The sequence below is a fragment of the Mucilaginibacter kameinonensis genome, from assembly GCF_003675385.1.
GTDB lineage: Bacteria > Bacteroidota > Bacteroidia > Sphingobacteriales > Sphingobacteriaceae > Mucilaginibacter > Mucilaginibacter kameinonensis.
On the sequence record NZ_RCWZ01000004.1, the window covers coordinates 208,947 to 225,036 of the forward strand.

A 16,090-nucleotide genomic window follows, 5' to 3' on the forward strand; every position below is an offset into this window, starting at 1 on the left:
CATGCTGAAGCAGATTTGGATAAAACCGTTTGCTTCAGCATGAAATAACAATTGCGTTTTAGTTCAATTGCAAAGTTTGCGGGCCGAACTCTTCAAAATGGATCAGTTGTTTATCGATACCTTTTTTAACCAGCTCGCGGTAATGCAGTTCAATAAACCCGGCCGGGCCGCAAATGTAATATTCGGTGTTGGGTTCAAATATCTCGTCGCTTAATTGATTAAGATCCACCCATCCGGAGTATAAATCATCAGCAACTCCTTCTTCAACCTCGCTGTAGAAAATGTGTTTTTTTACTTCCTCGTTTTTGCCTTCCCAATGCTCAACAACTTCTTTAAAGGCATGTACATTTTTATCGCGGCAACCATGGATCCAGGTTTTTGGCCGTTTACTGCCGCTTTTGATCAGGCTTTCCAGCATACTCATCAATGGGGTTTGACCAACGCCACCACTTATAAAAACTATCGGATGATCGCCATCGCCATTTAGCACAAAGCCGCCTGCCGGTGCCGATACCTCGACAATATCTCCTTCGTTAACAAAATTATGCAAACGGTTACTGATCATACCATCGGCAAGCAATTTGGTACCGGCCTCACGTTTTACCGAAATACGGTAATACTCACCGTTTGGCGCACTTGAAATACTGTATTGACGCGGCTGCAGCAAATTAAGCTCAGGCAAAAACAAACGCACACTTAAAAACTGACCAGGAGTAAAATCCGGCACCACCCCACCGTGAGTAGGAAACAGGTAAAAAGAAGTGATCTCGGCCGATTCTTTTACTTTCTGTTTTACTACAAATGGCCTCCAGCCAGTCCAGCCGCCTTTTTTTGCTACTTGTTTGCTATAAAGGTTTTGCTCATGTCCCGACATAATGGCCGCCAGCTGATTATAGGCGACAGTCCATGCTTCTAATAATTCCGGAGTGGCCGCATCACCCAATACTTCGCTAATAGACGCAATCAGGTGCCCGCCAACAATGGCATAGTGCTCGGGCCTGATATCAAGACTGGTATGTTTTTGACCAATACCATCAAGCACAGGCATTAATACTCCCGGATTTTCGATATGCTCGGCGTAGGCCAATACGGCCATGGCAAGGGCAGTTTGTTGTTTGCTGTTTTGTTGGTTACCCATGTTAAATACATTTTTAAGCTCGGGATTATGGGTAAACATCCGGTTGTAAAAATGTGTAGTTAACAATACTCCATGTTCCTTCAATACAGGTACTGTGGCCTTAACCAACTCTTTTTGTTCTTTAGTAATCATCGTTTTAACAGTATATATTTATCATTAATTGCCGCGCCTGTTAGCCTTGTATTAAAAGGCAAATACTATCCTCAAGGGCCAGCAGGCTGTGCGGCACGTTTACAGGTATTTCAAAATCAGCGTCGCGTTTCAAATCAACCGCGCGTTCATGCTCGTTGTAGGTTACATGACCTTCAGTAATTATGAGCCTGGCCGGTACTGCGGTTTTGTGTTCCTTCAAAACAGAACCTTTTTTCAGGCCGATGACCATCATTTTATAGTTATCGCTTTGCTTTAATATTTTAACCACAGGCCCTTTGGCCAATGGCATCTGCTCCCGCACTTGTTCAATTATCATGTTAGTTAATGTTAGTAGTATCAGGCTCGAAGTATCTGATCTGCGCACCCTTGGCCAGTACAATCCATGCTTTAAAATCATCAATTATTTTAAGCATGTGCTGCTCATTGGCCGGTATCAGGAAAGTTTCGCCTTTGCTGAGCTCATAAGTTTCGCCCTCGTAAATGAGCAGGGCATTTCCGTCTTCCACAATCAAGTAAGCGTCAGATGTAGCTATGTGCCTTTTCATATTGGCACCGGCGGTTAGCTCAATTTTAACCACCTGGAAATATTCGTTTGTTTGAAGCTGTTTCATAATTTGGTTTTTAATATCCCAAAGCATTTGCTACATGATCACCCTGCCGGGCCCGCCTTTCATATTGGCCAGCTTACTCATGAACATCACCGCCATTATGCCAGCCCTGTTTTTAGCGTCATCGGCCATGGGGCCTGCGAAGTACGCGTCGACGGTTTCGGTAAACAGTTCCAGCCAGCGGTCAAAATGAGCATTACCGATAGGCAGCGGCGCATGCCTGGCAAAGGGATTACCTTTAAACCCCGGAACACCAAATAAAGCGGCATTCCAGAAAGCGTACATTTTATCAAGGTGCGGCTGCCAATCGTCTTTAATCACGTCGGCAAAAACGGGCCCCAATAACCCGTCAAGCCGCACCCTGGTATAAAATTCATCAACCATTAACTTAATTGATGTTATGTCTTCTATGTCGTTCATTCGTTTTTGTTATTTCATTATTACCCCACGTCATGCCGAACTTGTTTCGGCACCCCACCTGCTAAGCACACCTTGTGAGCGTCGCTTGTATGATGGGATCCCGAAACAAGTTCGGGATGACGTCGTGTTCATTATTTACATTTCAAGTACCGCTGGTTCGAGCCAATCAGGAAAAAATCCTAAATCGAACATCCGAAATCCGAAATCATCAGTGCGTTACCTCCGGCCCGGGCTATCCGCTCATACGCCTGCAGGCATTACGCTCATGGCCGGTATCCGCTGCTATCCCTAACGCGGGGGTAGTGATCAGAGATTAGTTTACTGCTAACACCTATCCCGCCTAACCTCTAACCTCCTATCACTAATCTCCAAACGCTACAACTTTACCGCCAGCGATGTGATAATGAAATAACCCGTCCATGCCACAAATAACACAATGCCTACAATCAGCCACCAGGGGATACTTTGTGGTGTTTCACTACCCTGCAGCATAAATGCCTTCTGATCTCCTTTGCCATAGGCGTTGATCATGAGAGGTAGTACCCCCTCCACAATCTCGTCCTTTTTTAAACCTTCAATCGCTATCGCAGGGCCGTTACGCACTACAAATGGTATCAGCTTGATGCCTTCCTTGCCCTGATGGTCTTTACTTACTACTTTCAGTACATGGTTGCCATCCGTCAGTTTTCGGGTATCCAGATCAAAGGTTACCGGTGCCGGGAACTCTCCTATCGGCTTCGGGTCTTCATCAATAAACAGGGTTACAAAACTTTGGTCTCTCATGGCTTCAGGTCGTTTAAAATCATCCGTTTAATGTGTTCCTCGTTCTTTTCACCAGGTTTTATAAAACATTTGATGGTTGCCACCAGCACGTACAGTGTAATGACTACCATTACAAATACAATAAGATAGTCCCAGTTACTATCCGGACCGGCGCCGTGGGTTATCCCTCCAAAACCGGCTGGTTGTTGTTTCTTGCAGGCGTCGCAGGCCATGGCATCCAGTTTAAGGATGAGCATGAGCAGCAGTATGATATATCTTTTCATTTTGAGCTTCTGATTGGTTTACTTTTTAGCGGCTATTGTTTCGGGTTTACCAAACGAGGCGATGATCTTTTTCACCTCATCAACCGTTACTTGTTTAGAATTGTTACCCCAGTTGCTGCGTTCATGATTTACAATGGCAGCCACTTCTTCGGGCTTAAGATTGTTATTGGTGCCCACGGCAGGCATTACACCATAACCTTCACTAACACGGCCATTATAGCCTTTCATGATAATGGTTACCTGCACTTCAGGATTATCATCCAACACTACCTTGCTGCCTTTCAGCGATGGAAAGGCACCCACCAATCCCTCGCCGTTTCCCTGGTGGCATGACTGGCAATTGCTTGCATAAAGTGCCGCGCCATCAAACTCCGGTTTAGCGGCAGGGCCTTTGCTTGGAGCAGCCGCAGCTTTTTCAGCGTCGCTTTTCCCATATAGGAATATCGGTACGGGTTTACCATCGGGCAGGGTAATTTCTTTTAACGACCGCAGGTACGCTACCAGCGCCACAGCTTTATGCGTAGCTACTATTTTGCCTGTTATGCCTTTTTTAAAATCATCGGGTACATTCACTACCTCGTCATTTGGCCATGCGTAGTCCTTTATATCAAACAGCCACTCGTACGAAGGCATAACCGATTCGGCCACTACCGACCGTGGGTTAAACAAATGCAGGTAATGCCAGTCGTTACTTGGCTGCCGGGTCCCCACGTTGGTTAAATCAGGCCCGGTACGTTCCGAACCCATGAGGGTTGCGGTGTTACGCCAAACATCGGTACGAGTAATGTTGGCATAATCGGCAGCTATGTTCGGACGTTTGCCCCAAACTTTGTCCATATCCACATTACGTACCTGCTGAGTATGGCAGGCCACACATCCTTCGGCAATAAAAACAGCTTTACCTTCGGTTTCAAGCGCATTCAGCGGCTTACTGCCCGGCAAAGGGGCATTATGGTTCTGACTGGTAAACGCAGGCCCTATCGCCACAAAAAATGTGAGCAGCACAAAGAAGCATAACGCGGCAGTAAAAAGTTTTTTATGGTTGTTATAAATTTCCATGGCTATCAGATTTCAGCGTTAACGGGTACGTTCTTTAATTCATCAAAAACTTCCTTCCTGATATCGGGATCACTTTTATGCCCCGAAAACATCACATAAATGTTCCAGGCAAACACCAGGTGCGATGCCCACATCAGCGAGCCACCAATGGCACGCCACAACCAGTAAGGGGCCATGAGCACCACACTGTCAATAAATGGTTTTCCCTCGCGCCAGGCTATACCTTTCAGGGTACCGCCTACCATAAGCGGAATGGTATAGAACAATAAACCAATAAAAGCCATCCAGAAATGCGCGCCTACCAGGCCCTGTTTCGGTTCGTTACCGGTAAGTCTTGGTACTATGGTATAAATACTTGCCCAAAGAAAAAAGGCAATGATACCGTACATGGTAAGGTGCGAATGGGCGGTAGTAAAATCGGTAAAGTGCCAGATGAGGTTGGTTTCCCGGAACGCTTCGGCAGTTCCTTGCGTTGAACCTGTGAAATAAAACAGGATCCCAACGATATAGAATGGCAATGTATAGCTTCGTCCTATCTTATTAAAATTCCCCCTGAAGGTCATGATAAAATTAGTAGTGCCCGAAAATACCGGGATCAGCATTCCCATACTGCCTACTATAGCTACCGTTTGCAGCCACCAGGGTATGGAGCTGAAAATGAAGTGATGCGTACCTATCAGCGTATAAAACAAAATCTGCGACCAGAAAGCCAGGATGCCCAGACTATAGGAGTAAATTGGTGTATTCAGTTGCTGCGGCAAAAAGTAGTAAACCAGCCCAAGGTTAAAGAACATGAACCACATGCCCACGGCCTGGTGCATATAATAGCCTTGAATAATGGTTTCACCAAGGCCGTTCTGGTAAAAGGGCAGATAGCCAACCGTTACTATCACTGTTAAAAACATCATGGCCGAAACGATGTACCAATTAGAGATATAAATTTCTTTGGTTTTACGCTGCGCTATGGTTTGGATATAATTGGCGAGGCTTACCACAATACCTGCAGCAAAAAGCGCCATCACCGGCCATATATATTCACGGTATTCGCCGCCACCGTTGTTGATACCGGCCATGAGCATACCGCTACCCAAAACAATGGCCGCATTCATGAGTATGAGCGAGTAATATCCCCGTTTTATGCTGTAAACCGCTGTATTACTTACCGTGCTCACCACATAGTAACCCAACCCCAGCATAGCCATTGACGACCATCCCCAGAAAACCATATTGGTATGTACCGGCCTTAAGCGGCCAAAACTCAGCCAGCTGATATGATCGGCATCCGGCGATACGAACTTGATACCTAAGTACTCGCCAATTGTTGTACCCAGCACCAGCCACAGCGCGGCGCTGCCCAGGTACCACATAATCAGCTTTACAAGTTTGGGATCTGTTTGGTGCTTATGCGCCGCTTTACGCTTGGAAGCAAAAAACCGCGGACCATGAACTTCATCAATATTAAGCAGGATACCTTTTGAATCTTCGGGCGCTATTGTTCCGGCAAGTTCATTATTGGTTAAACGGTAGTCAAGCGCGTGTTTACGTTTGATAATTTCATCATAAATAGCATCGTCATGATCAACGGCATCGGCCAGCTGGCGGGTTTCTTTTTTTACACGGCGATAGCGGGTTTTAGCCGCCAGGTTACGAACTTTCAAAGCCACCAGAAAAACGGTTACCACCAGCGGAATAAAGATCAGCGTAAGCATAATGATCATACCGGGGCTGGTTAATATGTTTTTATTTTCGCCTGGTGCCTGCGCATGTACTGCTAATGACGAAAGCACAAGCAGCAGCACCATAACAGCCGTAAAACCGTTGTTACCGCCTTTGGCTTTGCTGATAGCCTTTTTACGGCTGTTGCGGCGGCTTATCAGCTGATCAAGCTGACGGCTATCCAGTCGGTTTATCTGGCTGAATACCCATTTGTCTCCGTATTTTTCATAGATGGCCTCATCTTCTCTCAGACCACGTGCCAGGCGGATAAGCCAGAGTAGCAGCAATAACAAAAAGAAAATGGTAATTCCAATAAGGATGCAGGCACCGGTATTAAAGGCGGGATCGGGCTTCAATACATCGGATGCATAGGTAGCCGCGCCGGCGATCAACAGCAGCATACCTATCAGGATAATGGTTAAGTAGATTTTGAGTTTCATATAAAATATATTAATACCTTTTTATCTTTTAAATTGATCGTTTTAATACATCTATAATTTTATTTGTTAAAAAAATTCAAATGATTTTGACCTCGCCTGTAACCTTTTGGGCGAGTTAGGTTATTTTTTTAATACTACTATTCCCAGGTTCAGATCTTCGTTGAACTGGCCTATGGTGATAGATTCAAGCATGTTTTGTAAACGGTTCCTTACGTCTAAAAAATCATGGTGCAAAGGGCAGGGATTTTTTGATGAACACTCCTTTAATCCTAAACCGCAATCTCTGAATATGCCCCCGCCATCAACCGCTTCTATAACATCTGATAGCGGGCGGGACAGATTTTGCGCATCAAGATAAAAACCGCCGTTAGGCCCCTTTACCGATTGAATGATGCCTCTTTTGCTCAGATCCTGAAGAATCTTGGCCAGGAAATGTTCGGGAGAATCAATATTTACGGCTATTTCCTTTATACCTACCCTACTGCCATCGGCGGTTTGCTGGGCTATAAAAAATACCGCCCTTACCGCATACTCACATGTTTTCGAAAATATTCCCATTGCTTTATAAAGCAAAAGTAGTTATTTCAATCAATAATAAAAGACATTTTTATCTTTTATTATTTCCTTACTTAAACATGACTGTTCAAGCCATCAATTTCACGGCCTCCTGCCCGGTAGTATTAAATTTACTTTGCTGACTAAGCGGCAGGCTAAAAGAGAACACAGCACCTCCGTTTTTTCCGTTCTCGGCCTTCACCGTACCACCGTGTTTTTGAATAATGTTTTTCACAATATATAAACCCAGGCCCTTACTGTTTTTTTGTCTTACCGACTTTTGATTGCACTGGTAAAATTTCTGGAACAATACCTGGCCATTCTCTTCATTAATGCCTACACCCTGATCGTGAATGGATACTTCAACATCGTTCTCATTACGATCGATATTGACGTTGATGTGCGAACATGGCGGCGAAAATTTAGCAGCATTTGTTAAATAATTGATAAGTACCTGGGTGATCTTGTATTTATCGCCCCTGATAAAAATACTGTCGGCTGTAGGGTATTTACAAAAACGATGACCGGGATAAAGGATCTTCATTTCGCCAAGTACGGTATCAACCAGATCATTAATATCAAACAAACTAAAATTGAGCTGTGCCGACCTGTCATCACTTGTTGATGGCGACAGGTACTCGTCAATCAGTTTTGTCATCCCATTAATATGCTGATCAACCATGTTCAGCAACTTTACCGGTTGTTTATTGATATTGTGCGCAAGGTGATTGATCAGAAACTGGGTATTGAGCTTAATAATAGTTAAAGGCGCACGCAGTTCATGGTTTACAATGGCCATGCTCAGGCACTCTTCGTTAACTTTTTGGGTAACATCTTCAATGGTGCCAATCATTTGTTCGGCAGTGCCCCACCTGCGTGAGTATAATACTCCTGAAAGCTGTACCCATTTTTCGGTACCGTATGGAGTTATAATTTGTATCTGCTTTTCAAACTTTGTTCCGTTAAAGCAGGCTACCTTAAACTCATGGATCAGCCCGCTCAATTGCCCGGGTTTTATCAGTTCAAAAAGCTCATCAATATGTTCGTCATATCCTTTTGATAGTTCAAGGATCTTGCGCATCCGCGGGCAAAAGGATACCTTGTTTGATTTGAGTTGAATTTTCCAGTTGCCAACGTAAGCCCCTCCTATGGTTTGGTCAGGTATTACACCCGTCCGGTTTTCCATATTTTTGATTTCCCTGTTCATGTGGATATGTTTTTCTTATCTTTTATTTTATTACTGATAGATTTAACCTGATTACATTATTAAATTTTGACCACAACCGCAACGACATCCCTTTAATGTACGAGCGGTAATCGCTCATCAATATCCCTTTCATATCGTAGTTAGTTAACCTGATAGCATACACCAAACTGCAGTTATCATTTGCGTTTGAGGCTCTGCGATGATAGGTTTCCAGGATCTCAAAATCATCGGGCGAGATCAGTTCATTATATTGCAGGCACCTGATGTGCTCATTCTCGATAATAAAATCGTGATTGAAGCCCCGCTCCTGCAGATCAATAATGAGATTTACCAATTGTTCATCATCGTAGCGCATATCATCAATTAAATAGGTGAAGCTATCAGTTCATTTTCGATGGTATTACTTATTGTATTGCTTTTATAAAGCCATAGGCGGCCTTGTAAAGTCATGTAGAATAGCAGAAGTGATGCTTGCGCTAAAACAAGCGATACAGGAATGCCTGTGGTTACGTTGGCATTGTTGTTAAACATTAGTAACGCCACGTCGGCCAAAATAAAACCAATACTCATTTGCTTAAGCACAGGCTTATCGGGTACAAGCATAATGATTAGTAAAGCGAATTTTAATGCGCAGATAGCGTACAATGCTACAGTGAAAAGTTTGGTAGGCAATAAAGGTTCCATCATACCTGTACTAAGTTTAATAAACAAACCCGTTACCATAAACATGAGCACACTTACAAGGAAGGTTACCACGAAGCAAATAAACTTTTTCATAGGCGAACATTACAGGTTATCAAAAACAGTTTAACCAATGATTAATTATTAACTGTTGATTTAACAATGTAAAGTTCGGACTGGAGTTGTCCTAAATCAATGTATTAATTATGGTTTCAGTAGTACAAATTACGTATAGCCTAAGACGATTAAGTGTTGATATTACACGCGATAGTTTTAAGCGTCGATGTTCCCGAATTTCTTTTCGGCCGGGAAAACAAACGTGATCACTACGCCATCGTTGTCTTCTATTTTTAAATTTCCGTCGAGCTGCTTACTCAGGGCCTTCATCATTTCCATACCTAACGATGAAGCATCTTTAATATCAAAATCCTCCGGCAGGCCTATCCCATCATCGGCTATATTAAGCATCATGTTATTATCATCAATTGTACCGAGAGAGATGTTTATAAACCCGCGCCTGTTCGGAAAAGCATACTTAATGGAATTGGTTATAGCTTCATTCAGCATCAAGCCAATAGGTATAGCCTGGGTAACGTCCATTTTTGCGGGTTCGATCTGCTGCTCAAACCTGATACCGCGATCATGCGCGTTATAACTATCTGCAAGATAATTAACCAGTTCGTTGATATAAACCGCTATATCGATATACGCTACGTTTGAACTACTGTATAGCTTTTGATGGATGAGCGCTATAGCCTGTACCCGGTTCTGGCTTTCGCGGATGGCGGCAAGCGCCGCGTTGTTTTTTAAAAATGCTGATTGTGTATTGAGCAGGCTCATCACTATTTGCAGGTTATTTTTAACCCGGTGATGCACCTCCTGTAATAACCAGTCTTTTTCATCCAGCAACCGGTCTTTATCTGCAATTAAATGTTGTAATGCCTGATTTTGTACATTAATTTCATTCTGTTTCAACTGCAGTTGATTGTTGCTGAATTGCCTTTGCCTGTACCCCATATAAGCAATGATCAAAATGATAATCATGGCAACAATGCTTATAGTGATAGTATCCCACTTAATAACGTGCGGGGCACTGTTTACCCATAGCGCGTTGAGACGTCCGGAATACTGCGCCGGTAAGTTTGTGGATATCAAAAGCAACAAACTTGTAAGTATCAGCTTACAATAAAACCGGGGCGAGCTTATATTGATATTCACTTGATATTATTTTTATGACCAGCCTAAACCAAACAGATCCTGCTTGAAAAGCGTGCATATTCACACATAAACCTGCACTCAAATTCAACTTATAAAAATAATATGCTAACTAAAGCCCACCAATGTATTAATCAGGGATTTTGATGTATAAATTACATATTGTTCCGCCATCCGCACAACTAAACAGCGTATTAATTTATATCATTAACAATCAGAATATCAGATATCAGCTTTTTCTATTTTAAGCTTTTTCATTCGCGAGTGTAATGTGGTTGATGGCAGTCCCAGGATTTCGGCAGCTCCACCCGGCCCTTTAACCCTGCCTGCTGTATGCTTAAGTACATGAATAATGTGTTGGCGCTCGCATTCATCAAGCAATGTTACCTCAGTTGCGGGTACTTTATCAACAGGCGGCGATACGGTAATTGCTTTGGGTAAAAACACTTCTTTTAAGGTATTTCCTGGTGTCATGAGCACACTGCGTTCAATCAGGTGTTCCAGTTCGCGTACATTGCCCGGCCATGAATAAGCGGTCATTTGCTTTAAAACACTATCAGCAATTTTATCTATCCGTTTACCGAATTTTTGTGCAAACTTATTGATGTAATGCGTAATAAGCAGCGGAATATCCTCCGCACGTTCCCTCAAAGGCGGCAGGTTTATCGGGAAAACATTAAGGCGGTAAAACAAATCGATACGGAAGCCACCGCTATCAACCTCGGTAAGTAAATTGCGGTTTGTGGCCGTTATAATGCGTACATCCGTTTTAATGGTTTGATGCCCGCCAATCCGTTCTATCTCCTTTTCCTGTATCACCCTTAACAATTTAACCTGCAGGTCGGGAGGCAGTTCTCCTATCTCATCTAAAAAAATAGTGCCTTTATGAGCCAATTCAAATTTACCTATCCTACGCTCGTTGGCACCGGTAAAGCTTCCCTTTTCATGACCAAACAGTTCACTTTCAATTAAACTTGCAGGCAGGGCGGCACAGTTTACCTTTACCAGCATTTTATCCTTACGTGGCGATGCGTTATGAATAGCCCTCGCAATTAACTCTTTCCCTGTACCCGATTCACCCAATATCATTACGGTACTATCCGTTACGGCTACGCGCGATATCAGGTTAAAAACATCCTTTAACCCACCATTTTGGCCAATAATTTCACCATGATTGTAGGCAGTATCTATCTGCTGCTGCAGGTAAAGCTTTTCTTCTTCAAGCTGGGCTTTAAATTGATCTATTTGCTTTAGCTGACTTTCAATTTTTTCATAGGCCCGTATATTGGCAACGGCTATTGATATCTGAGAGCAAAACGCCGTGAGCAAATTAAGCTGCGATGGTGTAAAGGTATTTTTCTGCCCCATCCATATAAACACGCCGCCAATGCATCTGTCATTTTCACGCAAAGGCACCGTCACTAATTCGCGCGAGCCGTTTTCATAAAAAAAGTTAATATAAGGAGGTACAAAATCGCGGAGCAGCAACGCTTCAAGATCATAAACAAGTGGTATTTCCGAATTTAAGAGCGCATCATAAATGCCGTCTTCCAGCATATACTTTTCGGCAGCCCTTTCTTGATAATCCTGGTGGTTTCTGGATTCTTCTGTTAAGTTATACAGGTAAGCGCTGTGTGTATTGCCATCTTCGTTCAGCAACGATATCACCATCTCCCTGTAAGGAAAAAGAGCGCCCATTTTTTCATGCACAACATCTAAAAACTCATTCTTATTGCGGCAGGCCACAAAATCATGGCTTACCGATAACAGGAAAGTTTTTTCCTTCTCGCTTTCCTGGATCTGCTCATTAGCAATGATATTAGCTGTAGCTATTGAAAGCTGGTCACTGATACCTTTTAAAATATCAAAATACTGACCCGGGAAACTATTTGCAGCATCCGAAAAAAGTGATAAAACCCCAGTAAGGTGGGCGTTGATATTAAAAGCTACCATGAGTACTTCCTTTATCCCCAACTGCAGGTTTTTCTTGAATATGGCAGGTAAGCGACCTGTTTTCTCTTCGGCCTCAAGATTAAAAACCAGGGGTACATCCGCGGCGGTTACCTGATTAATGATATTATCAGCACGGATATCAAAATCATCGAATAGTCCCGCATAACCGGTATCATATGATGCTTTGGAATCAGGGTCGATCAAAAACGGACTTGTTTCGCCTGTTACTGTATTAACAATACCAATACCACAATGCGTGCAATTAAACAGGATCTTTAACCGAGCATTAATAACATTCAGCAGATCGGCACGCCCCCTTACCTTCGCCATATCGCCGCTTACAGACAACAAAAAAGCAATATTACTTTCCTGCTTTTTCATAATACCTTTTAACAACTCGCTTTCGGCTAACATAGGATACTTACAAGGCTTGGTAGGGTTGAAAATACAATTATAAAGATACGATATTTCGCTCCCCAATCAGGGATATCATGATATTTCGTTACAAATGCCACATTAGCATAATAACAAAATACTGATTATCAAATAAATACAAATAACGGCACGAATTTAGTGCTGCACTACATGCCTTACAAGCTTTAAACTAAGCCACCATGAAACAGTTAAACGATTTTGCGCCGCGCCATTTTGAGAAAACTTCAAGTTGCCTCCCTTTTAAAATCCATACCATTGACTGGATTAAGGAGAATGGCATCGATCTTCCAAATGATTATTTCATGTTGATATGGGTTGTAGCCGGTACCGGTTACTACAGGCTTAATTTACAAAAAGAAACGGTGCACACCAACCAGCTGCTGCTGATAAAACCCGGTCAGGTGCATGACCTTAAATTCGGCGATGGCTTGCAGGGCTATGTTATATCTTTCACCGATTCGTTTCTGGACATGGAGGATTATAGTCGCAAACCCGTTTACAGTCCTATCTACCAAATGTTTAACCAAACCAATAACATTACTATAGACAATGAACTGGCCGATGACATGCGTGATATCACCGAAATAATGATGAAAGAGTACAGCAGGCATAATCTTTACCGTTCTGAAATATTAAAACGTTATTTCAAGATATTCCTGATCTACCTTTCCCGTCAGTTGGAGTCGATAGCGCAGGCACCAAAGCAATCACGAAATACCGCTATTCTGCAAAATTTCATGGCACTGCTTGATAAAAACTTCAGAGAATATAAAATGGTTGCCGATTATGCTGAAAAACTATCGGTAACCCCTAATTACCTTAACGAAGTAGTAAAAAAATTAACAGGCCAGCCGGCCGGATATCATATCAGGCAACGTATAGCTGTCGAGGCCAAACGTCAGGCCATACATCCGGATAACTGCATGAAAAAAATAGCTTACGAGCTGGGCTTTTGCGACATGGCGCACTTTAGCAAATTTTTCAAAAATGCCACAGGGGTTAGCTTTTCTGATTTTAAAAAAAGAGGAACAGTATTGCAACCCGTTTTTTAGCGATAACCCTTTTAATTATTTAATCAAACAATCAACGTCATGTCAGAATCAGTACAATTAATCCCGGGCAATTCCTTAATAACTGCAACACCACAGGAAGGACGCGAGCTTGCCATTAAAATGGCCCGACTTACTATCAGAGTAACTCAGCCAGATGATGAAATTCGCGGCAAGCTCCGCGGTATATACGCCGAAGATGCCGCTATGCTTATAGCCGTTGGTCAAACTGTGGCAACCGAATTTGCTACGATAGCGGCAGCTAACAATTATTGGAGATAAAAGTACAATATCTTTCTGCTGCAAATTGAGAATATCTATTTTTAAGCCTGGTAACAAATTGTGCATACACAGGTAATTATTATCGGCGCCGGCCCAACCGGCTTAATGGCTGCCTGCCAACTGGCGCGCTTCAATATTGATTTTATTATTATTGATACCAAACCTGCGCCTACGCACGAGTCGCGAGCCATGCTGGTTACTGCCCGCAGCATGGAAATTTATCAGCAAATGGGTATTGTTGATACGGTTCAGGAACAGGGAAATGTGATCAGCAAATTTGCTATTTACATGAAAGGCCGCGAAAAAGCGATACTCCAAACCGCCGAAGCAGGTTACGGCCTTACCGATTTCCCCAATCTACAGGCCTTTGAACAGTTTAAGAACGAAGAATTGCTTTATGAACAGCTTAAAGCAACAGGCCACGATGTTTTATGGCGGACCAGCCTGGTAAGTTTTGAACAAGACGAAGATCTGGTTTTTGCTAATATTTACGATAAAAGCGATCCGTTCCGAAAAATAGTGGTCAAAGCCTCATATCTATTGGCTTGCGATGGTGCTTCCAGCGTAGTGAGGCAACACCTTGGATTGGATTTTGCAGGCGGCACTTATCAAAACAAATTTTTTGTTGCCGATGTACAGCTCAACTGGCAGCAACCATTAAACAAGCTCATCGCATCCCTGTCGCGCTCCAATTTCTGTGCTTTTTTCCCGATGTATGGTGATAACAATTACCGCATATTGGGCACCTTGCCCGAAAGTTTTGCGGGTATTGATGATGTTAGCTTTGATGATTTAAAAGACGTGATCGCCGAAAACATCAAACTACCGCTTAATATCAAAAAGTTAAACTGGTTTTCGGTATACAAGCTACACCATCGTTGTGTTGACAGGTTCAGGGTAAACCGTTGTTTTTTATTGGGTGATGCCGCGCATATCCATAGTCCGGCAGGTGGGCAGGGCATGAATACAGGTTTGCAAGATGCGCACAACCTGGCCTGGAAACTGGCATTTGTAATACAGGGTATTGCCGGCGAAAAGCTTACCGACACCTACCATACCGAACGATATCCTTTTGCCCAATGGCTCCTGAAGTTTACGGATAACATATTCGCCTTTATGACAGGCCGTAATTGGCTTATATACCTGGTGCGTACTTATATCATGCCCCACGTTTTACGACTGGTATTGTCAAAAAAATGGATAACCCGGCGCATGTTCAGGGTACTTTCGCAAATTTGGTATTCGTACAGAAAAAGCCCTTTATCACGACAATTTATCAAGCAAAACCTAAAGTTCAGCGCAGGTGACAGATGTCCCTATGTTATGACGGAGATTGAGGGCAAATCGCAAAGCATTTATCATTTACTCACCGAAGCAAAATTTCACCTGCTGTGTATTGGTACTAAATCTGATGACAGTCAGGTACCAGATCACTTATTACCCTTTATCAAAATAGTTAATTTGCCCATTAATGAAGACTGGCAAAAACTTGGCGTAAAAACCGGTTTATATCTTTTAGTAAGACCTGATAATTACATAGGCTTGCTTAGCGATGAAATGAGCCCGGCCTTAATAAGCGGTTATTTTGAAACATTTAAAGGTAACTGATCAACCCTAAAGGCTTAACCGGCATCAGGCTTCATCGTATATAAAATCGATGCTCCAGCGATATGTGGCTATACTTGCCAGCAATAAACTACCTGCGCTATCGGCCCAAACCGAGTAAGTAAATGGCGCCTTGATTCCCGAAAATATGGCCATGCAAAGGGCAAAGGTAAGCGTAAGGGCAAAACTTGCATAAGCTGCAGTACGGATCTTAAAACCCACTATAAACATGATGGCTATAGAAACTTCGGCGACGGTTGCTAAAAATCCCATGACGCCAGCCATCGACCGGCTCAGATATGGCATCAGCGTATTGGTATAAACCACAAAATTATCCCAACTACCCCAGTTTACCTGATTTTGTCCCGCCGGGCCTAAAAAGCCTAAACGGTCGGCCACAGGTAGTAAGAAACCTATAGCCAAAGCAAAGCGGAGATAAAGTTGTGCTATTTGCAGGGTATTTTTCATCGATGAATATTTATGCAACTAAAATACAGGTTTAAAACCCCGCTTAAAAACGCAAAATCC

At 43.0% G+C, this 16,090-nt stretch carries 18 protein-coding genes; 3 read left to right on the top strand and 15 right to left on the bottom strand.

Going from position 1 to position 16,090, the window contains the following annotated elements; all coding sequences use genetic code 11:
• Positions 1-58: 58 nt before the first annotated feature.
• From hmpA to EAH55_RS19360, 14 genes are all read right to left on the bottom strand, one after another.
• A complete protein-coding gene (gene hmpA / locus EAH55_RS19295; RefSeq protein WP_244228254.1) occupies positions 59-1,270 on the bottom strand; it encodes an NO-inducible flavohemoprotein in 1,212 nt (403 codons plus the stop codon).
• A 40-nt stretch (positions 1,271-1,310) separates the two neighbouring features.
• Entirely contained in the window at positions 1,311-1,607 is a 297-nt protein-coding gene (locus EAH55_RS19300; protein WP_121811098.1) for a cupin domain-containing protein, read from the bottom strand.
• A 1-nt stretch (position 1,608) separates the two neighbouring features.
• Entirely contained in the window at positions 1,609-1,902 is a 294-nt protein-coding gene (locus EAH55_RS19305) for a cupin domain-containing protein (protein WP_162996962.1), read from the bottom strand.
• Between the two features lie 30 nt (positions 1,903-1,932).
• Entirely contained in the window at positions 1,933-2,319 is a 387-nt protein-coding gene (locus EAH55_RS19310) for a group III truncated hemoglobin (protein ID WP_121811100.1), read from the bottom strand.
• A 375-nt stretch (positions 2,320-2,694) separates the two neighbouring features.
• The gene (locus EAH55_RS19315; RefSeq protein WP_121811101.1) at positions 2,695-3,102 is read right to left on the bottom strand and encodes a cytochrome C; all 408 of its coding nucleotides are present in this window, start codon (positions 3,100-3,102) and stop codon (positions 2,695-2,697) included.
• Positions 3,099-3,365 carry a hypothetical protein gene (locus tag EAH55_RS19320; RefSeq protein ID WP_121811102.1) on the bottom strand — a complete coding sequence of 89 codons (267 nt, stop codon included), beginning with the start codon at positions 3,363-3,365 and terminating at the stop codon, positions 3,099-3,101. Before EAH55_RS19320 ends, EAH55_RS19315 begins: the two co-directional genes overlap by 4 nt.
• Positions 3,366-3,383: 18 nt before the next feature.
• Positions 3,384-4,424, bottom strand: a complete 1,041-nt coding sequence (locus tag EAH55_RS31590) for a cbb3-type cytochrome c oxidase subunit II (RefSeq protein ID WP_121811103.1) — start codon at positions 4,422-4,424, stop codon at positions 3,384-3,386.
• 5 nt (positions 4,425-4,429) lie between these two features.
• Positions 4,430-6,580 (bottom strand): cbb3-type cytochrome c oxidase subunit I, encoded by a 2,151-nt coding sequence (locus EAH55_RS19330; RefSeq protein ID WP_244228256.1) that lies wholly within the window; start codon positions 6,578-6,580, stop codon positions 4,430-4,432.
• Positions 6,581-6,700: 120 nt separating this feature from the next.
• Positions 6,701-7,138 carry an RrF2 family transcriptional regulator gene (locus tag EAH55_RS19335; RefSeq protein ID WP_190295304.1) on the bottom strand — a complete coding sequence of 146 codons (438 nt, stop codon included), beginning with the start codon at positions 7,136-7,138 and terminating at the stop codon, positions 6,701-6,703.
• An 85-nt stretch (positions 7,139-7,223) separates the two neighbouring features.
• Positions 7,224-8,342 (bottom strand): PAS domain-containing sensor histidine kinase, encoded by a 1,119-nt coding sequence (locus EAH55_RS19340; protein ID WP_114938724.1) that lies wholly within the window; start codon positions 8,340-8,342, stop codon positions 7,224-7,226.
• A gap of 22 nt (positions 8,343-8,364) precedes the next feature.
• The gene (locus tag EAH55_RS19345; RefSeq protein WP_121811104.1) at positions 8,365-8,697 is read right to left on the bottom strand and encodes a hypothetical protein; all 333 of its coding nucleotides are present in this window, start codon (positions 8,695-8,697) and stop codon (positions 8,365-8,367) included.
• 8 nt (positions 8,698-8,705) lie between these two features.
• Complete coding sequence (locus tag EAH55_RS19350; RefSeq protein ID WP_121811105.1) at positions 8,706-9,119, bottom strand: hypothetical protein; 414 nt, start codon at positions 9,117-9,119, stop codon at positions 8,706-8,708.
• Positions 9,120-9,296: 177 nt separating this feature from the next.
• Positions 9,297-10,241: a sensor histidine kinase gene (locus EAH55_RS19355; RefSeq protein ID WP_162996963.1), complete on the bottom strand. Its 945-nt coding sequence runs from the start codon at positions 10,239-10,241 to the stop codon at positions 9,297-9,299.
• A gap of 219 nt (positions 10,242-10,460) precedes the next feature.
• Positions 10,461-12,572: a sigma 54-interacting transcriptional regulator gene (locus EAH55_RS19360; protein ID WP_162996964.1), complete on the bottom strand. Its 2,112-nt coding sequence runs from the start codon at positions 12,570-12,572 to the stop codon at positions 10,461-10,463.
• Between the two features lie 233 nt (positions 12,573-12,805).
• Here EAH55_RS19360 and EAH55_RS19365 point away from each other — a divergent pair, with 233 nt between their 5' ends.
• The 3 genes from EAH55_RS19365 to EAH55_RS19375 are packed head-to-tail and all read left to right on the top strand — an operon-like array spanning position 12,806 to position 15,565.
• Entirely contained in the window at positions 12,806-13,678 is an 873-nt protein-coding gene (locus EAH55_RS19365; RefSeq protein WP_121811108.1) for an AraC family transcriptional regulator, read from the top strand.
• Between the two features lie 39 nt (positions 13,679-13,717).
• Positions 13,718-13,957 carry a hexameric tyrosine-coordinated heme protein gene (locus EAH55_RS19370; protein ID WP_121811109.1) on the top strand — a complete coding sequence of 80 codons (240 nt, stop codon included), beginning with the start codon at positions 13,718-13,720 and terminating at the stop codon, positions 13,955-13,957.
• A gap of 60 nt (positions 13,958-14,017) precedes the next feature.
• Complete coding sequence (locus EAH55_RS19375) at positions 14,018-15,565, top strand: FAD-dependent monooxygenase (protein ID WP_121811110.1); 1,548 nt, start codon at positions 14,018-14,020, stop codon at positions 15,563-15,565.
• A 24-nt stretch (positions 15,566-15,589) separates the two neighbouring features.
• Here the strand turns inward: EAH55_RS19375 and EAH55_RS19380 are convergent, their stop codons facing one another.
• Positions 15,590-16,030 carry a DoxX family protein gene (locus EAH55_RS19380; protein ID WP_114938731.1) on the bottom strand — a complete coding sequence of 147 codons (441 nt, stop codon included), beginning with the start codon at positions 16,028-16,030 and terminating at the stop codon, positions 15,590-15,592.
• Between the last annotated feature and the right edge of the window lie 60 nt (positions 16,031-16,090).